The sequence below is a fragment of the Microbacterium aquimaris genome (assembly GCF_039531285.1).
Taxonomy (GTDB): domain Bacteria; phylum Actinomycetota; class Actinomycetes; order Actinomycetales; family Microbacteriaceae; genus Microbacterium; species Microbacterium aquimaris.
In genome coordinates, this window is record NZ_BAAAPT010000001.1 from 639,857 (window position 1) to 659,625 (window position 19,769).

Below are 19,769 nucleotides of genomic sequence, written 5' to 3' on the forward strand. Positions count from 1 at the left end.
TTTATCGTCCGGTGCGACCGGCCAGCAATCGCCGCGAGGCCGCGACATCGTCGGCGGCCTGGCGCGCCAGGTCATCGGGATGCTCGAAGGCCTCCATCGCTCGCAGGTAGGCGACCAACCGCGCGTCGAGTGTGCACCCGTAGAGGTCGCCGGTGCGCCAGTTGCCGCCTTCGAAGCGGTCCCCGTCCCGCTCTGCGAGGCGACGGGAGACCTCCTCGCGCCCGTTGCCGAGCACGCTCAAACACGAGTTCGCCTTTGACTACTTTCCGGAGTTCCGCGCCCCGCCCGGCAGCGAGGATGTGGGGCGTAGCCTGAAGCCGAAGGGAGACGGTGATGACCAACCTCGACCCGGCGCTGATCGTCCGCCGCTTCGGCGCCCACGCCGACGTGGGCCACCTCGCGCTCACCGGTGAGCACGGCGTCGTGCTCCCGGCGTTCACCGACCACCACGTGCACCTCCATCTGTTCGACGAGCACGCCCTCGCCGCGCGCGGCGTCGCCGGCGTCGTCGACCTCGGCGGCGATCCGTTCGCGCTCGCGCGCCGACCGACGCACGCCGTACCCCGACCCGCGCACGCCGGCGCGTTCCTCACCGCGCCGGGCGGGTACCCTGCCGCACGCCCGTGGGCGCCGGCGGCGATCGTGCGCGAGGTGACCGACCCGTCCCGACACCCCGGGGTGCCCGGCGGCACGGCGACCGCGGTCGACGAACAGGTCGACTGTGGCGCCCGCGTCATCAAGATCTCACTCAACGCCGATGCCGGCCCCACCCTCGACCCGCCCCTCGTGTCGGCGATCGTGACACACGCCCACCACCGCGGCGTCCCCGTGGTCGCCCACGCGCAGGGCGCCGGGATGGTCGCGCGCGCCCTCGACGCCGGTGTCGACGCCCTGGCCCACGCCCCGTTCACCGAGCTCCTCGACGGCGCGGACATCACGCGCGCGGCCTCCGCCGGGCAACTCTGGATCTCGACCCTCGGCATCCACCACGGCGACCCCGACGGGTCCCGCACGGCGACGGCGAACCTCGCCGCCTTCCACGCCGCCGGCGGCCGGGTCCTCTACGGCACCGACCTGGGCAACGGCGACCGCCCCGCGGGGATCGACCCCGCGGAGGTGTCGGCCCTCGTGGCCGCCGGGCTCGACGCGCGGGCGGTCATCGCCGCGCTCGCCGATCCGTGGCCGTTCCCGGATGCGGTCCCCGGAGTGACCACCTTCGTACCCGGTCGACCTCCGGAGGAGGACCGCGACCTCGGTGCGTGGCTTGCGACCGCATCGACGGTGCCGATCGAAGAGATCAGTGGCGATGAACCCTGACCTGCACGCCACGGCGGAGGCCCTCGACGCCGCCGACCCGCTACGCCCCCACCGCGACCTGTTCGTGGGCGCGCGCACGCCCCTGGTGTACTTCGACGGCAACTCCCTCGGACGGCCACTGGCGGCGACCGTCGGACGCCTCGAGCGTTTCGTCCGCGACGAGTGGGGCGGGCGACTGATCCGCGGCTGGGATGAGAGCTGGATGGACCTGCCGTTCGCGATCGGCGACGAGATCGGCCGTGTCGCGCTGGGCGCCGCCCCGGGCCAGACCGTCATCGGCGACTCCACGACCGTCATGCTGTACAAACTCATCCGCGCGGCGTTCGACGCGCAGGCGGCGCGCGACCCGGGCCGGGTGGAAATCGTCATCGGCACCGACGACTTCCCCACCGACCGCTACATCGTCGAGGGCATCGCCGCCGAACGCGGCGGGCGCGTCCACTGGATCGAGGTCGATCGCGCCGAAGGGGTCACCACGGAGCAGATCGCGGGCGCCGTCGGCGAGAAGACCGCCGTGGTCGTCGTCAGCCACGTCGCCTACCGCTCCGCCCATCTCGCGGACGCACGCGGCATCACCGAGGTGGCGCGCGCCGCGGGGGCCCTCACGGTGTGGGATCTGTGCCATTCCGCCGGCGCGGTGCCGATCCACGCCGACCGGTGGGGGTTCGACATCGCGGTGGGATGCACGTACAAGTACCTGGGCGGCGGCCCCGGCTCGCCCGCCTTCGCGTACGTCGCCCACCGGCACCACGAAACGCTCGTCCAGCCGATCCCGGGGTGGATGGGCACCGCCGACGTCTTCTCGATGGGGCCACACCACGCTCCGGCGGCCGGCATGCGCCGGTTCCTCTCGGGCACGCCGCCCATCCTCGGGATGCTCGCGATGGAAGACACCCTCGCCCTCATCGGCGACGTCGGCATCGATGCGATCCGCGAGAAATCCGTCGAACTGACCACCTTCGCCCTCGAGGTCGTCGACGAGGAACTCGCACCCCTCGGGGTCCACGTCGCCTCCCCGGCGGACGCCGCCGCCCGTGGCGGCCACGTGACGCTCGGGCACCCCTTGATGCGGCAGGCGACGGCCGCGCTCTGGCGGCACGACGTGATCCCCGACTACCGCGACCCCGAGGGGCTGCGCATCGGGCTCGCCCCGCTGTCGACCTCGTTCACCGAGACCCTCACGGGGCTGCTGACCGTGCGCGATACGCTCGTGCGCCTCACCCCGACCGCCTGACCCCCGGAAGGACCACCGTGACCACCGCTGCCCCCGACCTGGCCGCCGAAACCCGCGACGCCCTCGACGCCGACGTCGCGGCCCTCCGTCGTGGCGCGACCCTGTGGACCCGCCTGAGCCTCGACCAACGCGCGACACTGCTGGAGAGCATCCACGCGAGCACCTCCGCGGTCATGGCGGAGTGGGCGGATGTGGCCGCGACGTCCAAGGGCCTGCCGCCGGGCCATCCCCTCCGCGGTGAGGAGTGGCTCACCGGCCCCTACATGACGCTGGTGTCGACCGAGTGGCTCGCCAGGACCCTGCGGACCCTGGCCGGCGGCGGCAACCCCCTCGACGGGGTCCGCATGGACGAGACCGCCGCCGGGCGGCTCCGCGCACACGTCTTCCCGGGAGACCTGTCCGACCGTCTGATCGTGTCGGGCTTCACCGGCGAGGTGTGGTTCGACCGCGATGTCACCATGGCGCGGGCCCGCGCCGCCGCCGGGCTCGGCCAGCGCACGCCCGACCGATCGGGCGGGATCGGGCTGGTGCTCGGCGCGGGGAACATCACCTCGATCCCGGTGGCCGATGTGCTCTACGAGCTGTTCGCGTCCAACCGTGTCAGCCTGCTCAAGGTCAACCCCACACAGGACACGCTGGTGCCGGTCTTCGAACGCGCGCTCGCGCCGCTGATCGAGATGGGACTGCTCCGGATCGTGACCGGTGGGGGCGACGTCGGCGCCTACCTGACCCGGCACGACGAAATCGATCACGTCCACATCACCGGTTCGGCACAGACCTTCGACGCGATCGTGTGGGGCGTCGGAGAAGACGGCGCTGCGCGCAAGGCGTCGGGCCGACCGCTGCTGACCACCCCCATCACGGCGGAGCTCGGTGGTGTGTCGCCGATCATCGTGGTTCCCGGAGACTGGTCCGAGGCCGACCTCGCGTTCCAGGCCGAACACGTCGCGACGATGCGGCTGCAGAACTCCGGCCACAACTGCGTGGCCGGTCAAATCCTGATCCTCAGCGAGGACTGGCCGCAGCGTGAGGCGTTCATGGACCACGTGCGGCGCGCCGTCGCCGCCACCCCCTCCCGCGAGGTCTGGTACCCACGGGCGGCGAAGCGACTGGACGCGCTGCGCGACGCACACCCCGAAGCGTCCTGGAGCGACGACGGTCGCCGCGCCGTCATCCCGTTCGACGGCGGTGCCGCCGACAACCTCGAGGTCGTCGAGCAGTTCGCCCCGGTGCTCGGCGTCACCGCACTTCCGGGCCTGGGCCAGGACTTCCTCGACACCGCGATCGCGTACGCCGACGAGCGACTCACCGGCACCCTGGGCGCGAACATCCTCATCGACCCCGTGGCGCAGACCCGTCTGGGCGACGGATTCGAGCGCGCCCTCGAGCGGCTCCGATACGGGACGATCGCCGTGAACGCCTGGACGGCCGTCGGATTCCTCACCCCGGCCCTACCGTGGGGCGCCTACCCCGGCGGGACGCTCGACGACGCCCCGAGCGGGATCGGAGTGGTCCACAACGCCCTGCTGCTCGACCGCATCGACCGGGCCGTCGTGCGGGGGCCGTTCCGCCCGTTCCCGCGCTCACTGACCGCTCTGCGTCCCGCATCGCGCGGTGCGTTCTCCCTGCTGCCCAAGCCGCCGTGGTTCACCACCGCGCGCACGGGGGCGTCGGTCAGCGCGGGCCTCACCCGATATCGCGCCGGGGGAGGCCTCCTCCGGCTGATCCCGACGATGCTGAACGCGTTCCGCGCCTGAACCGGCTCAGCCGCCGGCGGCGAAGCGGTCCGTCGCCTCACGCAACGCGCGGGCGATCCCCGGCTCCGACGCGGCGTGACCGGCATCCGGAACCATGACCAGTTCCGCCTCGGGCCACGCCCGGTGCAGGTCCCATGCGGTCATCGCCGGCGTGCACACGTCGTATCGCCCCTGCACGATCACCGCGGGGATGTCCCGGATGGCCCCGACGTCGGCGATGAGTTGCCCCTCGTCGAAGAATCCCCGGTGCATGAAGTAGTGGTTCTCGATGCGGGCGAACGCCGTCGCGGCCCGGGGGTCGGTCATCGCCTGCACGAGATCGTCATCCGGGCGCAGCGTGAGGGTGGACGCTTCCCACCGGGTCCATGCGATGGCCGCCGGAACGTGCACGGCGGGGTCGGGGTCGGACAACCGACGGTGGTACGCCTCGATCATGCGTCCACGCTCGAGCACCGCGATCGGGCCGAGGAACTGCTCCCAGAGGTCCGGGAAGATCGCCGACGCTCCTCCTTCGTAGAACCACTCCAGCTCATGGGCGCGCAGCGTGAAGACGCCGCGCAGCACGATCTCCGACACCGACGAGGGGTGCGCTTCGGCGTAGGCGAGCGCGAGCGCGCTGCCCCAGGACCCGCCGAAGACCATCCACTTCTCGATCGCGAGATTGCGGCGCAACAACTCCAGATCGGCCACCAGGTGCCACGTCGTGTTGTGCCGCAGGTCGCCGTCGGCATCGGCCGCATGGGGGACCGAGCGCCCGCAGCCGCGCTGGTCGAGGAGGATGATCCGGTACTGCTCGGGGTCGAAGAACCGACGATGCCACGCCGAGGTCCCCGCGCCGGGGCCACCGTGCAGGAAGACGACGGGTTTGCCCTCCGGGTTGCCGCACTGCTCGTAGTAGAGGCGGTTGCCCTCCCCGGCGATCAGCTCGCCGGTCATGTACGGCTCGATCTCGGGGTACAGGATGTCGTCGAGGTGTTCGTTCACGATCGACCCCCTGCCCTCGGCGAGGGCGACACCGCCCCCCGCATGTCCCTCTTCGCCCCGTGGACCGGGGCTTTTGTCGAACGCCATGCGCACACGGTAGCGCCTGGCGGGCCGAGAACCGCGCATTCCCGCGGTGCGCCGAGGTCACACCCGGACCAATAGGCTCCCAGCATGCACGTGACGTGGGCGAAGGCATCCGGGCCGAGGCGACGCCGGTGAGTGGCGTCGAGATGCTCGTCGTCGCCGTCGCCGCGATCGTGGTGATCGCCGCGGCGACGACGGTCGCACCGAAAGTCCGGATCGCCGGGCCGTTGATCCTGGTCGCGATCGGTCTCGGCGTCAGCCTGCTCCCTTTCGTCCCGGTCGTCGAGGTCGACCCGGACATCATCCTCGTGGGGGTGCTCCCCCCGCTGCTGTACTCCGCCGCCGTGTCACTGCCGGCGATCGAGTTCCGGCGCGACCTGCGCCCGATCGCGGGACTGTCGGTCCTGCTGGTGCTCATCAGCTCCGTCGTGCTGGCCCTGTTCTTCCTGTGGGCGATCCCGGGCCTCGGGTTCCCGCTCGCGCTCGCCCTCGGCGCCATCCTCAGTCCCACCGACGCCGTCGCCACGACCATCGCCAAACGCTTGGGCATCTCCCGGCGGGTGGTGACGCTCCTCGAGGGCGAGAGCATGCTCAACGACGCCACCTCGCTGGTGCTTCTGCGCACCGCGATCGCCGCGGCGGGGGTGGGATCGGTCCACTTCGGCGAGTTCGCCCTTTCGTTCGTGTGGGGGGTGATCGTCGCGGTGATCATCGGTGCGCTGATCGGTTGGGCGAACCTGCGGATGCGGGCGTTCATCTCGAACTCCGCCGCCAACACCGCGGTGGGCTTCACCGTCCCGTTCCTCGCCTACCTGCCCACCGAGCAACTGGGCGGGTCGGGCCTGGTCGCCGCCGTCGTCGCGGGGATCGTGACCGGACAAGGCGCCGCGCGACGGTTCACCCCCGAGCAGCGACTCTCGGACGAGCTGAACTGGCGCACCGTCGAGCTGATGCTCGAGGGGGCGGTGTTCCTGCTCATGGGCCTGGAGCTGAAGGACCTCCTGCTGGACAACGCCGGCGACGGTCTCGGTCGCGCGGTGACACTCGCCGCCGGCGCCCTGCTGATCGTGCTCGGCGTCCGCACCGTCTACGTCGGGGTGCTCGTCGGGCTGCAGAGCACGCGCGCCCGCCGGCTCCAACGCGAACGCCTCGACGCGATCACCGCGCGGATCGATCTCATCCATCCCCCCGACACCCCCGCGCCACCGCACCTGTCGCCGCGCCACCGCGCCACGGTCTCCGGTGTCCGCGCCAAGATCGGCCGCGCCTACGCCGACCTGGACTACTACGCCGCCTCGCCCCTCGGGTGGAAGCACGGTGCCGTCATCGTCTGGGCCGGGATGCGCGGTGTGGTCACCCTCGCCGCCGCTCAGACGCTCCCCCGCGACACCGACGAGCGGTCGCTGGTGGTCTTCGTCGCGTTCCTGGTCGCGGTCGGCAGCCTGATGCTCCAGGGGCTGACCCTGCCGGGCGTCGTGAAGCTGCTGCGGATGCCGCGCGCCGACGAGCAGGTCACCCGGTCCGAGCAGGACGCCCTCGACGACGAGCTACGCGACGCCGCATCGGGGGCGGTGTCCGATGCCCATGTGCGGCGTCGTGACGGCTCCCTCTTCGACGACGCCTTCCTCGCCGAGATCGGCCCGCGGCTGGTCGATCCGCCCGAAGACGCCGGACTGCACCTCGTGGACCGGCTCGAGCTCCGTCTCGCCCTCATCCGCGTGATGCGCAGCCGGCTCGAGCAGGTCTCCCGCTCCGGGCGGTTCAGCACCGCCGCCCTGCGCCACGCCCTCGCCGAGCTCGACGCCGACCAGTTGAGCCTCGAGCTCCGCTTGGAGGACGAAGCGGGGTCGTGACGCGCATTCCGGTGCCGTTTCGGGGAGAATGGACGATGACGCCGCGCAAACCCGCGAAGGTGTGAGGGAGCAACCCATGAGCGAGATCGCCGACGCTTCGACGACCGGCCTGTCGCACGCCCCGCACGGGGACGGCGACGACGTGGCGACCGAGACCGCTCCCCTGCATCTGCCCCACACCGCCGCGCAGTGCCCCAAGTGCTTCACCGAACTGCAGCGCGACAGCGACTGGTGGCAGGCGCGACCGATCGGATCCAAGCTCGTCGGTCTCGTGATCTCCCGCGAAGACATGCCCTCCGTGGTGGAGCAGCGTGAGGAACTCGCGCGATTCGGCGTGCCGATCGAGGGCTTCCGCCATCCCGCGCCGGAGACCCTCGAGACGTGGGAACAGCGTCTGGTGCGTCTGTTCGGGACGCTGACGCGGGGCGACGTCCTCGTCGTCGCCAACGTGCACGCGCTCGGGCGCGACATCGACGAGGAGACCCGGACGGTCGCCGAGCTGCACCGTCGCGGAGTGGTCGTGAAAGTGCTCAGCCACGGCGGCCGTCACCTGTTCGCCCCCGGTCGCTGAGGGGCGGTCGACCCGGGCTACACCCCGACGTACGCGCGGAGGTGCTGCGCGGTGAGGGTGTCGGCGGATGCCACGAGGTCGGCGGGGGTGCCCTCGAAGACGACGCGTCCTCCGTCCCGGCCCGCGCCGGGGCCGAGATCGATGATCCAATCGGCGTGCGCCATGACCGCCTGGTGGTGTTCGATCACCACGACGGTGTCGCCGCCGTCGACGAGGCGGTCCAGGAGCGCCAGCATGGTGTCGACGTCGGCGAGATGAAGACCCGTCGTCGGCTCGTCGAGGACGTACACGGCACCCTTCTTCGCCATCGCGATGGCCAGTTTCAGCCGCTGGCGCTCACCGCCCGAGAGGGTGTTGAGCGCCTGCCCGAGCGTGAGGTATCCGAGTCCCACGTCGATCATGCGGGCAAGCGTCTGGTGCGCGGCGCCCCGGGTGAAGAACGCCGCCGCGTCGGACGCCGACATCGACAGGACATCGTGGATGGTCCGACCCTCCAGCGTGTACTCGAGGACCTCATCACTGAAGCCGCTACCGTCGCACAATTCGCACCGTGTCTCGACGCTCTGGGTGAACCCCAGGTTCGTGATGATCACACCGAGCCCCTTGCAGGCGATGCACCCTCCGGCGGAATTGGCGCTGAACAGCGACGGCTTGACGCCGTTCGCCTTCGCGAAGGCCGAACGGATGGCGTCGAGGATCCCGGTGTACGTCGCCGGGCTGCTTCGACGCGACCCCTTGATCGGCGACTGGTCGACGACGACCACCTCGTCGAACCCGGGCAGATTCCCGTGGATGAGCGAGGACTTGCCGGAGCCGGCCACACCGGTGACGACGGTGAGCACACCGAGCGGGATGTCCACGTCGACGTTGCGCAGGTTGTGCTGTGACGCGCCGCGGATCTCGAGCGCACCGGTCGAGATCCGCGAAGCCGTTTTGAGTGCCGCCCGGTGATCGAGGTGTCGCCCGGTGAGGGTGTCGGATGCGCGGAGGCCGGCGACGTCTCCGGTGTACCGTACCTCCCCACCGGCACGACCGGCGCCGGGCCCCAGGTCGACGATGTGGTCGGCGATCTCGATCACCTCGGGTTTGTGCTCGACGACGAGCACCGTGTTGCCCTTGTCGCGCAGCCGGCGCAGCAGTCGATTCGTCCGCTCGATGTCGTGCGGATGCAGACCCGCGGTGGGCTCGTCGAACACGTAGGTGATGTCGGTGAGGGACGAACCGAGGTGGCGGATCATCTTCGTGCGCTGGGCCTCGCCGCCCGAAAGGGTGCCCGACGACCGGTCGAGGGAGAGATACCCGAGACCGATGTCGACGAACGAATCCACCGCCTGCCGGAGGCCGGCCAGCAGGGGCGCCACCGAGGGGTCGTCGATCGACCGCACCCACGCGGCGAGGTCGGTGATCTGCATCGCGGCGGCCTCGGCGATGTTCACTCTGTCGATCCGCGACGATCGCGCGCCCTCGTTCAGACGTGTGCCCTCGCACGCGGGGCACGGCGTGAACGCGACGGCCCGATCGACGAATGCCCGCACGTGCGGCTGCAACGCATCGCGGTCCTTTTGGAGCATCGATTTGGTGATCTTGGGAACGAGACCCTCGTACGTGAGGTTGATGCCCCCGACCTTCACCTTCGTCGGTTCCTTGTAGAGGAAGTCGTGCCGTTCGGCGGCGGTGTACTCGCGGATGGGTTTGGCGGGGTCGACGAAACCGGACTCGATGAACGCCTTCACCATCCACCCGTCGGGGGTGTAGCCCGGGACGGTGATGGCGCCGTCCTGCAGAGACTTGTCCGCGTCGAACAGTGCATCGAGGGCGATGTCGCTGACCTCGCCGAGTCCCTCGCAGTCGGGGCACATGCCCCCCGTGATCTCGAAGGACCGGCGCTCACTCTTCCCCTTGTCCTTTCCGACCTGGATGGTCACCGCGCCCGCCCCGGAGACGGAGGGGACGTTGAACGAGAAGGCCTGCGGCGACCCGACGTGCGGGACGCCGATCCGGCTGAAGAGCATGCGCAGCATGGCGTGGACGTCGGTGGCCGTCCCGACCGTCGAGCGGGAGTTGGCCCCCATGCGTTCCTGGTCGACGATGATCGCGGGGCTGACGTTCTCCAAGGCGTCCACGTCGGGTCGGCTGAGCTGCCCCATGAACTGCTGCACGAACGTCGGATAGGTCTCGTTGATGAGCCGCTGCGACTCGTTGGCGATCGTGGCGAACACCAGCGAGGATTTGCCCGAGCCGCTGACCCCCGTGAACACGCTCAGGCGCCGCTTGGGGATCTCGACGGAGACGTCCTTCAGGTTGTTCTCCCGCGCCCCGACGACGCGGATGACGTCGTGCGAGTCGGCGATGTGGACGGTGGCCTCGGCCTCGGACATGCGGGCTCCTCCCGGTCACTCCTCAGTGTGGGGCATGACGGCGACATCGTCCGGTGTGGCTCACGCGGCGAGGAAGCATCCTTCGATGTGGTCGTCGACCATGCCCCCCGACTGCATGAGTGCGTACATGGTCGTCGGACCCACGAATCGGAACCCCCGTCTGCGGAGTTCGCGGCTCAGCGCGTCGGAGGCGGGGGTGGTCGCCGGCACGTCCGCGAACGAACGCGGGCGCGGTGCCGCAACGGGTGCGAATGACCACATCAGCGCGTCCAGTTCGCCCTCCGACATGTCCCGGACGATCGCGGCGTTGGAGATCGTGGCGAGGATCTTGGCTCGGTTGCGGATGATGCCGGGGTCGCCCATCAGTCGCTCGACGTCGTCCTCCCCGAAAGAGGCGACGACCGACGCGTCGAAGCCGGCGAAGACCTCGCGGAAGCGGGGACGCTTGCGCAGGATCGTGATCCACGACAATCCGGCTTGGAAACCCTCGAGGCTCATCTTCTCGAACAGCGCCCGGTCCCCGTGGAGCGGTCGTCCCCACTCCTGGTCGTGATACCGCCGGTATTCGGCGTCGTCTCCGACCCATCCGCACCGCGCGAGGCCATCTTCGCCGGTACGCAGACTCTCCCCCACGCCCCCAGTATCCCCCCGAGTCACGACATCCCCGCCGAAACCACCCCTCTCCGCCGAGACCGTGCCCTCGCGGCGTCGGGAACGGGTGGGAGCGGCGCGACGAGGTGGTCTCGGCGGAGGATGTTACTTCTTGCTCTTCTTCTGCAGGGACTTCTCCGAGACCGGGGCTTGGCCGGACGCGCGCTGCGCGGCGAAGAAGGCGGCCGCTTCGTCCTGGCGCTCCTGCTCGGCACCCGAGGCGATCGGTGCGCGCACGTGCTCGGGCGCGAACCCGAACGCCTCGACGAGGTCCTGGGCGTGCGGGCGCAACCGTGCGCTCAACCGGTCGATGTAGCGGGAGACCGCACCCGCACGCTGCGTCGACAGGCGCCCGTTGATGAGGTACCACGCGAGATGACGCTCGAGCAGCGAAAGACCGAACAGATCGCGCAGCCAGGTGAGCACCTGCTTGGTGCCCTCGTCGGTGGTCTTGTTGACCGCGTCGGTGAAGGCCTCCCACTGCAGAAGCTCCCCGTGGGCGCGCGCGGCCTCGATCAGCTGCGCCTGGTTCTCGTTGAACAGCGCGGCCGCTTCGTCGGCGGGAAGCTTGGATGCGGGGCGGAGACGTCCGGCGATGTCGGAGACCATCTGCTGGACGCGGTCCGCCAGCAGCTCGTGCTGGTGGTCACCCCGCAGGCCCAGCTCGACCGAGCGGGCCGTCGAGCCGAGGTCGGTGACGGCCTGTCCGAGCTGACGCAGTCCCGCCCCGTGGAACACCTTGCCGGCGGTCTGGCCGATCGCGAAGCGGGCGAGGTCTGCGGCATCCGCCCCCTTGAACTGCTTGGCGAAGTCCCCGAGCAGACGCTTGCCGACCAGCTGCAGCAGCACGTTGTTGTCGCCTTCGAAGGTGACGTAGACGTCGAGATCCTGGTGCAGGTTCACCATGCGGTTCTCGGCGAGGAATCCCTGGCCGCCGCACGCCTCCCGGCACTCCTGGATGGTCTCCAGCGCGTTCCATGTCGAGAGGGGCTTGAGCGCCGCGGCGAGGGTTTCGAGGTCCTCCCGCTCGTCGGGGGTGTCGGTCCGTCCCGAGAAGACGCCGTCGAACTTCCTCAGGAGTTCGTCGTGCGAGAAGAACTGCGCGTATACCTGCGCCAGGCGCGGCAACAGTCGACGCTGGTGCTTGGCGTAGTCCAACAGCACCACCTCGTCGGTCCCGGCGCCCGAGTCGAACTGTCGACGCTGGTTGGCGTACGTGATCGCGATGTCCAGAGCCAGAGCCGTCGCGGTGGTGGCGGCGCCGTCGAGCGATACGCGCCCCTGCACGAGGGCTCCGAGCATCGTGAAGAACCGGCGTCCGGGGCTGTCGATGTCGGAGGTGTACGTGCCGTCCGCGGCCACATCTCCGTAGCGGTTGAGGAGGTTCTCACGGGGAACGCGCACGTGGTCGAAGTGCAGCCGACCGTTGTCGATCCCGTTCAGCCCGCCCTTGACGCCGTCGTCCTCGCCGCCGATACCGGGGAGGAACTCGCCCGTGTCGTCCCGCAGGGGCACGAAGAAGCAGTGCACCCCGTAGTTGACCCCGCCGGTGATGAGCTGGGCGAACACGGTGGCCGCCTTGCCGTGCAGAGCCGCGTTGCCGAGGTAGTCCTTCCAGGCCCCGCGGAACGGGGTGTGGATGACGAACTCCTCGGTCTCGGGGTCATACGTCGCGGTCGTCCCGATCGCGGCGACATCGGATCCGTGCCCCGTCTCGGTCATGGCGAACGCGCCGGGCAGGTCGAGGCTGATGATGTCGCGCAACCACTTGTCGTGGTGCTTCTTGGTGCCCAGCTGGTACACGGCGGAGCCGAAGAGCCCCCACTGCACACCCGACTTGATCTGCAGGCTCGGGTCGGCGAGGACGAGCTCTTCGAACCCGGCGAGGTTGGCGCCGTTGTCCTCGAGGCCGCCGTACTCGGTGGGGAACGCTCGACGCGACCCGTTGTTGTCGACGAGGAGGCGAAGCTGCTCCAGCACACGGGCGCGGTGCTCGGCCATCGGCTGGCCCGGCTTCTGCCAGAAGATCGGGTCCTTGATCAGCTCGCGGGCTTCGAGCCGCGTCTCGCGCCAGGTCCCCAGGAGCGCGGCGGTCACGGCATCCTGATCGATGCGCGCCTCGTGTGCTTCGGCGGCCGTGCGAGGCGCGGTGGGGGCGCCACCCTCGGGTGTGCGCTTGTCAGCGGAGGGCGTGGACGAACGGACGGCAACGTCTGCCATGTCATCACCTTTCGGCGTCGGAGGGATGGGTCCGCACCGCATGCGGACAACACTGACAGTAGGTGTTCCACAACGTCAGGACAAACCCCTTGCACCATTTGGACAAAGACAGGGCGTCGGGTCGCGCGTCGTGATTGTGCGCGCCCCACATCGCCGCGCGGGGCGCGCACCCCCGTCCGCTCAGGCCTCGGGGAGCGACAGCCCGTGGCCGAACCGGAAGAGCGGATCCGCGGTGTCGAAGGGCACGTCGGGCCGCGACTGCTCGACGGCGGACATCGAGCGCGGCAGGTCGAAGGGCAGGCGCCCCCGCGCCTCCGCCGCCCCGGTGAGGACATCCAGGAGCGCCGCACCGTTGGCGCCCCAGTTGGCGGTGATCGCGGCGACCTCCCCGGCCAGGGGGGTGAGGATCGCGGGACGGTCCAGCAGCACATCGACCACGGTGGGCACGGCCCGGGCGACCTCACGCACGTGGGCGACCACGTCCTCGGCGAAGGCGAGCGATCCGGCGTGGAAGAAGTTCTCGAACATCGTCTCCCGCTGCTCGAAGGGCGCGTGCAGTCGGAGGACCGCGAGGTCTGCCTCGGACGGCGTGTCCACCACGGTGCCGTACCGCGCGGCGATCCCCGCGTCGATCCCCTCGACGTACAGGCGGCGCCCGCCCGGGACCGGCAGGATGCCGTCGTTCTCGAGCACCGCGATGGCCGCACGCTGCGCCGCCTCACCGGCCGCGCGGAAGTCGGCACGCCCGACGATCTCGTCGGCGGCGTCCTCGTCGACGAAAGGGTTCTCGAACAGGCCGAGCGCGAACTTCTCCCGCAGGATGCGCCGCGCGGACACGTCGAGCCGCTCCTCGGCGACGTCGCCGGCGGCGACCAGGTCGACCAGCAGGTCGACGCACGTCTCGCCGCCGAACTGGTCGGCGCCGGCGTCGAGGATCTTCACGATCCGCTCCGACGGCGTGAGGTGCTCGACGCCCCAGGCACGTGCCGGGAACGGGGTGCCGAACAGCTCGGCGTCGGAGATGAGACCCCAGTCGGTGCAGACGAGTCCGTCGAAGCCGTAGCGCTCGCGCAATAGCCCCGTGATGACCGACTTGTTGAAGCCGAAGCCGACCTCTTCGTACTCGGTGCCCAACGGCATGCCGTAATACGGCATGATCTGGCGGGTGCCCGCCTCGAAGGCGGCCTCGAACGGCTTCAGGTGATGCTCGAACATCCCTCCGGGGTAGACCTGTTCGCGGCCATAGGAGAAGTGGGGGTCCTCCCCGTCCTTCTGCGGTCCACCCCCGGGGAAGTGCTTGGTCATGGTGGAAACCGAACCGACACCGAAGGCTTCACCCTGGAAACCACGGATGTAGGCGGCGCCCATCCGCCCGGCCAGGTCGGCGTCCTCCCCGAAGGTCGCGGTCTGTCGCGCCCACCGTGGCTCGGTCGCGAGGTCCACCTGTGGGTGCAACGCGACACGGAGCCCGACGGCGGTGTACTCCTGGCGGGCGATGTCGGCGAAGCGCTCGACGAGCGCCTCGTCGCCGATCGCCGCCAGCCCCATCGTCTCGGGCCACTGCGAGAACGGGCCCGCCATGATCGCCGCACCGGGGTTGTCGCTGAACGAGTGGCGCGGGTCGGTCGACAAGGTCACGGGGATACCGAGGCGGGTCGACGCGGCCATCTCCTGAAGCGCGTTGTGCCACCGCGCGATGTCACGCCCGGTGGGTGCGGCGCCGAGCAGGTTGAAGTGGGTCATGTGGCGGCCGTCCACCAGCTCGCGTGCGGAAGGCAGCGAGAAGGCGGGGTTCGCCTCCTCCAGATCGCCGATCGCCATCATCGTGTGGAAGAACAGCCCCGCCTTCTCCTCGACGGTCATCGCCGACAGGAGCAACTCGACCCGCTCCTCCACCGGCAGGGAGGCATCGAGCCAGGGTCGACCCGTGGCGGCGTCCGCCCCGTGGCGGGTGGTGGTCTCGGTCATCACTTCACTCCTTTGATGCGGTAGACGAGCACGGCGCCGGCGAGGGCGATGACGGCGCCGAAGAGGTAGAACGTGGTATAGCCGCCGAGGACGGTGGTCGCTCCGAACGCGATGATCGCCGGGGCGATGGTGGGGGCGATCGACTGCGGCAGTGCGTTGGCGATATTGAGCACGCCGAGGTCCTTCGCGGTGTCCTCGGGGTTCGGGAGCACCTGGGTGGCCAAAGCGAGGTCGACCGACATGAACGACCCGGCGCCGAGGCCGATGATGGCCTGCGCGACGATCAGCGTCGTGATGTCGGGCGCGAAGGCCAGCAAGACGAGCCCGACGACCATGATGAGTCCGGCGATGGTCACGAACGGGCGTCGCTTGCCGAACCGGTCCGAGAGGATGCCACCGAGCGGCGCGGAGACCATCATCGCGGCCATCGACGCGAGGTTGGCGATCAGGATCGTGGTGATGGCCGACTGCTCGTCGAGACCGAACTTCTCGGTCAAGTAGAAGGGCAGGAAGGTCGCGATGCCGGCGTAGCCGAACATCACGAGGAACTTCGTCAGCCACGTCCATCCGAAATCAGGGTGCTTGACGGGGTTGAAGACGAACGAGCCGAAGAACTGGCCCACGGTGAAACGTTGCGTCGGCTTGTGCTCGAGGCGGCGGTCCTTCAGCACCAGCACGAAGATCACCGACAGGGCGGTGGCGATGATCCCCGGGACGACGAAGCGCGCGAAGTCGTCGGAGATGAAGTTGATGAGGAAGTTCCCACCGAGGATACCCAGGGGCGTGGTGATCCCGACCACACCCGAAACCTTCCCGCGGCTCCCGATGGGAACCTGATCGGGGAGCGTGGCGTTCGCCGCCGCGAGTACCGCGTTCATCGATGCCTGCACAAGACACCAGGCGACCAGGACGACCCAGATGGAGGTGGCCGAACCGATCAGCGCGAAGCCTCCGAGCCCCACGAGCGATCCCCCGAGGATCCACGGACGACGCATCCCGAACCGAGAGGTCGTGCGATCGCTGAGCCGGCCGGCGAGCGGGTTGGCCACGAGGGCGAAGAGCGCCCCGACACCGAGGACCATCCCGAGCTGGGCGGTCGCCTCCTCGGTGCTCGCCGAGATGTGCTGGATCTTGAAGGCCATCGACACCATCACGGGGGTGAGCAGTGCGAGGTACACCCCGAAGTTCACGGCGGCCAGGCCCGGGGTGTAGCCGCGGGGGGTGCGGGCGGGGGTCGAGCCGGGAGCCTTGATGCCGGTCGTCCCGGCGGCTGCGGCCGAGGCCGAGGGGGTGAGATCTGTCATCGGTGTCCTTTCACGGCGGTGTGAACGCGGTCCACGACGAACCGCGTCACGAGCATATCCCCAAACCCGACCACGTGGTAACCAAATGCGGTCCTATTGGTAGCGCCTAGAATGAACCGAGGAGGTCCGCGCGTGGCGACCAGCACGTCCCCCACCGACTCGCTCTCGCGAGCCGAGAAGACGGCGCGCACGCGCGCGAGCATCGTCCGATCGGCCCACGACCTCTTCGTGGGCCGCGGATACCGGGCGGTCTCCCTACGCGACATCGCCGCCCACGCGGGACTGTCCCACCCCGGGCTGTTGCGCCACTTCGCGACGAAGGACGCCATCCTGGTGGCGGTGGTCGATGCCGTCGAGACATCCGGGCTCGACGTCATCCCGTTCCCACCGTCGGGATCCCTCCCTTTCAGCGGCCTCGCCGAGCACAACGCCACCGTGCCCGGCTACCTCCCCCTGTTCGCAGCCCTCACCGGCGAGGCGTCCGTGCCCGACCACCCCGCGCACACCTACATGCGCGCACGATACGTCCAGGTGCGGGAGGCCGCTGCCCGCACTCTCGCGGACGCACGCACGCACGGACGCGTCGACCCGAGCCGTGACCCCGCGGGGGAGGCCGTGCGGATCGCCGCGGCGTGGGACGGCCTCCAGCTCCTCGCGCAGTATCTGCCGCAACAGGTCGACATCGTCGACGCCCTCCGACGACACGAGGAACGCCTCGGCCGCCCCGTCGGCCACCGCGACCACGCCACCCCGTCGCGCGCCTTGGACCCGAGCCCGATCGCCCCGGCGCCCCCGCTCGTCCCCGCCGACGACACGAGCGGCTATCGCGTGGGGCGGTCGCGGCGCACGGCCATCCTGACGGACGCGCTGGCACTGTTCGCCCGCTCCGGCTACGGCGACACGAGCCTGCGCCAGGTCGCCGACGCGGTCGGCGTGTCGAAGTCGACCCTGATGCATCACTATCCGACGAAAGAAGCACTCCTGAGCGCCGTCGTCGCCGAACGCGACCGTCGCATCGAACGGAAGGTGGAGCAAGCGGCGATCCCCCGCGCCGCCGACGCTCTCCGCGCGATGCCGGAGGGCGCCGCGCGCGATGCGGTCGACGAGCCCGGCCTCATCCAGGTCTACGCCGTGCTGTCCTGCGAAGCGGCACCGGCGGACCACCCGGCGCACGCGTCCTTCACCCACCGCTTCCGCGCGACGGTGGCTCATTTCACCGCCCTGTTCGATGCGGCCCGCCGCGATGGGGACCTCTCGTACGATCGCGACCCGGCCTTCGAGGCCATGTGGTGGGTCGCGCTCTGGGACGGCCTGCAGTACCAGTGGCTCTACGACCGTGAGGGCATCGACGTGGCGGCCCACCTGCGGGCACACCTGGACGACGTCCTCCCTACGCCGCCCCTCGCTCAACCCGAGGCGGCCACGACCTCCAGCACGGCTTCTCCATAGGCCTCGCGCTTGGTCGCCCCGATCCCGGTGATGCCGTCGAGGGCCGCCATGCTGCCCGGCCGATGCTCGGCGAGCGCGCGCAGCGTCGCGTCGGTGAACACGACGTACGCGGGCTTGCCGATCTCGCGGGCGACACCGGCGCGCCACGCACGGAGGGCCTCGAACAGGTCGCGGTCGCCCGCGGCGAGAGACTCCGCCGCGGCGGACTTGCGCTGACGCGATCCCCCGCCAGAACCGCCTCGCCCGAGGACGTCGCGCCGCAGCGGCACCGGAGTCTCGCCGCGCAACACCCCGGCCGCCGGATCCCCCAGCGCCAACGTGCCGTACTCGCCGCGGGCCACCAGGATTCCCCGAGCCAGGAGCTGACGGACGACGCTTCTCCAGTCCTGGTCGCTGAGGTCGTCACCGATCCCGTACGTGGCGAGCCGGTCATGGCCCTGCTGCCGGATGCGGTCTGTCGATGCCCCCCGCAGGATGTCGATGAGATGGCCCGCCCCGAACGACTGCCCCCGTTCCCGCTGCAGCCGGACGACGGTCGACAGGAACTTCTGCGACGCCACGAGTCCGTCCCACGTGTCCGGTGGCGTGAGACATGTGTCGCAGTTGCCACACGGCCCGGACTCCTGCCCGAAGTAGCCGAGCAGATTCTGGCGTCGACATCCGACGGTCTCGCACAACGCGAGCATCGCGTCCAGGTGCTGCCCGAGACGCATCTTGTAGGTGCGGTCCCCGGGGGACTGGTCGATCATGCGTCGCTGTTGCACGACGTCGCCGAGGCCGTAGGCCATCCACGCCACTGCGGGGTCGCCGTCGCGACCGGCTCGGCCGGTCTCCTGGTAGTAGCCCTCGACCGACTTCGGCAGGTCGATATGGGCGACGAAGCGCACATCCGGCTTGTCGATACCCATCCCGAAGGCGATGGTGGCGACCATCACGACGCCGTCCTCGCGAAGGAACCGCGACTGGTTCGCCGCCCGCACCGACGCGTCGAGCCCGGCATGGTACGGCAGGGCATCGACCCCCTGACCGGCGAGGTATGCGGCCGTCTGCTCGACCGACTTGCGGCTCAGCGCGTACACGATCCCCGCGGCACCCTCCGGCTGGGCACGGATGAAGGAGACCAGCTGACGGCGCGGATCGACCTTGGGCTCGATCCGGTACTGGATGTTCGGCCGATCGAAGCTCGACACGAAGTGGCGCGCCCGCGGCAGACGGAGCCGCTCGGTCAGTTCGCGGTGGGTCGCGGGGGTCGCGGTCGCTGTCAGGGCGATGCGGGGCACGCCCGGGAAACGCTCGTCGAGGTCGCCGAGCGCCAGGTAGTCGGGGCGGAAGTCGTGCCCCCACTGACTCACGCAGTGCGCTTCGTCGACGGCGATCACGCTGAGACGCCCCCGCTGCAGGAATGTCGTGGTCTGTGCCATCGACAAGCGCTCGGGCGCGATGTACAGCAGGTCGAGCTCCCCGCGTAGATACGCCTGCTCGACCGCGGCACGCTCGGTCGGCGACTGCGTGGAGTTCAGGTAGGCGGCCGCAACGCCGTTGGCCACCAGAGCGTCGACCTGGTCGTGCATGAGCGCGATCAGCGGCGAGACCACCAGGCCCGTCCCGGGGCGCACGAGCGCGGGCAGCTGGTAGCAGACGCTCTTGCCGCCGCCGGTGGGCATCAGCACGACGGCGTCGCCGCCGGCGATCACGTGCTGCACGATGTCGGCCTGCTCGCCGCGGAACGCGTCGTAGCCATAGACCTCGTGGAGCACGGCGGCCGGGTCGGCGCCGGTGAAGTCGCGGTGGGCGGACGTCGCGACGGTCGCCGCAGGCTCGGGCGGTGGCATCCACTCGTCCTCCGGCGGCGGGGCGAACTCGTCGTCGGGGGGCGCGAAGGCGTCAGGATCCCACTCGGCGTACGGGTCGGCCTGCGGATCACTCACCCGACCAGGGTAGTCGCGGCCCCCGACGCGCACCGCGCCTGTGGACAGGTCAGCCGTTCCAGAGTGCGGCG

At 70.2% G+C, this 19,769-nt stretch carries 14 protein-coding genes; 6 read left to right on the forward strand and 8 right to left on the reverse strand.

Going from position 1 to position 19,769, the window contains the following annotated elements; translation table 11 throughout:
* Position 1 precedes the first annotated feature (1 nt).
* A complete protein-coding gene (locus ABD204_RS03030) occupies positions 2–235 on the reverse strand; it encodes a riboflavin kinase (RefSeq protein ID WP_194423214.1) in 234 nt (77 codons plus the stop codon).
* A 98-nt stretch (positions 236–333) separates the two neighbouring features.
* On the opposite strand from ABD204_RS03030, the gene ABD204_RS03035 reads away from it, so the two are divergent.
* The 3 genes from ABD204_RS03035 to ABD204_RS03045 are packed head-to-tail and all read left to right on the forward strand — an operon-like array spanning position 334 to position 4,308.
* A complete protein-coding gene (locus ABD204_RS03035; RefSeq protein ID WP_241747764.1) occupies positions 334–1,317 on the forward strand; it encodes an amidohydrolase family protein in 984 nt (327 codons plus the stop codon).
* Positions 1,307–2,551: a kynureninase gene (locus ABD204_RS03040; RefSeq protein WP_194424205.1), complete on the forward strand. Its 1,245-nt coding sequence runs from the start codon at positions 1,307–1,309 to the stop codon at positions 2,549–2,551. Before ABD204_RS03035 ends, ABD204_RS03040 begins: the two co-directional genes overlap by 11 nt.
* A 17-nt stretch (positions 2,552–2,568) precedes the next feature.
* Positions 2,569–4,308 carry an aldehyde dehydrogenase family protein gene (locus ABD204_RS03045; protein WP_322597489.1) on the forward strand — a complete coding sequence of 580 codons (1,740 nt, stop codon included), beginning with the start codon at positions 2,569–2,571 and terminating at the stop codon, positions 4,306–4,308.
* A gap of 6 nt (positions 4,309–4,314) precedes the next feature.
* Here ABD204_RS03045 and pip read toward each other — a convergent pair whose 3' ends face one another.
* Complete coding sequence (gene pip, locus ABD204_RS03050) at positions 4,315–5,244, reverse strand: prolyl aminopeptidase (protein WP_241747864.1); 930 nt, start codon at positions 5,242–5,244, stop codon at positions 4,315–4,317.
* A gap of 230 nt (positions 5,245–5,474) precedes the next feature.
* Between pip and ABD204_RS03055 the strand changes: the two genes are divergently transcribed.
* Positions 5,475–7,229, forward strand: a complete 1,755-nt coding sequence (locus ABD204_RS03055; RefSeq protein ID WP_322597490.1) for a cation:proton antiporter — start codon at positions 5,475–5,477, stop codon at positions 7,227–7,229.
* Positions 7,230–7,305: 76 nt separating this feature from the next.
* Positions 7,306–7,800, forward strand: a complete 495-nt coding sequence (locus ABD204_RS03060) for a recombinase family protein (RefSeq protein ID WP_241747765.1) — start codon at positions 7,306–7,308, stop codon at positions 7,798–7,800.
* 17 nt (positions 7,801–7,817) lie between these two features.
* Here the strand turns inward: ABD204_RS03060 and ABD204_RS03065 are convergent, their stop codons facing one another.
* The 5 genes from ABD204_RS03065 to ABD204_RS03085 form a co-directional block, all read right to left on the reverse strand.
* Positions 7,818–10,178, reverse strand: a complete 2,361-nt coding sequence (locus ABD204_RS03065) for an ATP-binding cassette domain-containing protein (protein ID WP_194423216.1) — start codon at positions 10,176–10,178, stop codon at positions 7,818–7,820.
* Between the two features lie 60 nt (positions 10,179–10,238).
* Positions 10,239–10,811 (reverse strand): DNA-3-methyladenine glycosylase I, encoded by a 573-nt coding sequence (locus ABD204_RS03070; RefSeq protein ID WP_194423217.1) that lies wholly within the window; start codon positions 10,809–10,811, stop codon positions 10,239–10,241.
* A 123-nt stretch (positions 10,812–10,934) separates the two neighbouring features.
* Positions 10,935–13,049: an acyl-CoA dehydrogenase family protein gene (locus tag ABD204_RS03075; RefSeq protein ID WP_194423218.1), complete on the reverse strand. Its 2,115-nt coding sequence runs from the start codon at positions 13,047–13,049 to the stop codon at positions 10,935–10,937.
* Between the two features lie 180 nt (positions 13,050–13,229).
* Positions 13,230–15,017 (reverse strand): glycoside hydrolase family 3 protein, encoded by a 1,788-nt coding sequence (locus tag ABD204_RS03080; RefSeq protein ID WP_194423219.1) that lies wholly within the window; start codon positions 15,015–15,017, stop codon positions 13,230–13,232.
* On the reverse strand, positions 15,017–16,321 hold the full coding sequence (locus ABD204_RS03085; RefSeq protein ID WP_194423220.1) for an MFS transporter: 1,305 nt from the start codon (positions 16,319–16,321) through the stop codon (positions 15,017–15,019). The genes ABD204_RS03080 and ABD204_RS03085 overlap by 1 nt, the downstream gene beginning before the upstream one ends.
* Before the next feature lie 132 nt (positions 16,322–16,453).
* Here ABD204_RS03085 and ABD204_RS03090 point away from each other — a divergent pair, with 132 nt between their 5' ends.
* On the forward strand, positions 16,454–17,770 hold the full coding sequence (locus ABD204_RS03090; RefSeq protein ID WP_322597491.1) for a TetR/AcrR family transcriptional regulator: 1,317 nt from the start codon (positions 16,454–16,456) through the stop codon (positions 17,768–17,770).
* On the opposite strand, the gene recQ is transcribed toward ABD204_RS03090, so the two are convergent.
* A complete protein-coding gene (gene recQ, locus ABD204_RS03095) occupies positions 17,728–19,698 on the reverse strand; it encodes a DNA helicase RecQ (RefSeq protein ID WP_194423222.1) in 1,971 nt (656 codons plus the stop codon). The genes ABD204_RS03090 and recQ overlap by 43 nt on opposite strands.
* Positions 19,699–19,769: the final 71 nt, after the last annotated feature.

Excerpts from the sequence above, each read along its gene's own strand:
- ABD204_RS03065 (WP_194423216.1), bottom strand. The coding sequence starts at position 10,178 with ATGTCCGAGGCCGAGGCCACCGTCCACATCGCCGACTCGCACGACGTC.
- ABD204_RS03060 (WP_241747765.1), top strand. The coding sequence starts at position 7,306 with ATGAGCGAGATCGCCGACGCTTCGACGACCGGCCTGTCGCACGCCCCG.
- ABD204_RS03085 (WP_194423220.1), bottom strand. The coding sequence starts at position 16,321 with ATGACAGATCTCACCCCCTCGGCCTCGGCCGCAGCCGCCGGGACGACC.
- ABD204_RS03080 (WP_194423219.1), bottom strand. The coding sequence starts at position 15,017 with ATGACCGAGACCACCACCCGCCACGGGGCGGACGCCGCCACGGGTCGA.
- ABD204_RS03040 (WP_194424205.1), top strand. The coding sequence starts at position 1,307 with ATGAACCCTGACCTGCACGCCACGGCGGAGGCCCTCGACGCCGCCGAC.
- ABD204_RS03075 (WP_194423218.1), bottom strand. The coding sequence starts at position 13,049 with ATGGCAGACGTTGCCGTCCGTTCGTCCACGCCCTCCGCTGACAAGCGC.
- pip (WP_241747864.1), bottom strand. The coding sequence starts at position 5,244 with ATGACCGGCGAGCTGATCGCCGGGGAGGGCAACCGCCTCTACTACGAG.
- ABD204_RS03035 (WP_241747764.1), top strand. The coding sequence starts at position 334 with ATGACCAACCTCGACCCGGCGCTGATCGTCCGCCGCTTCGGCGCCCAC.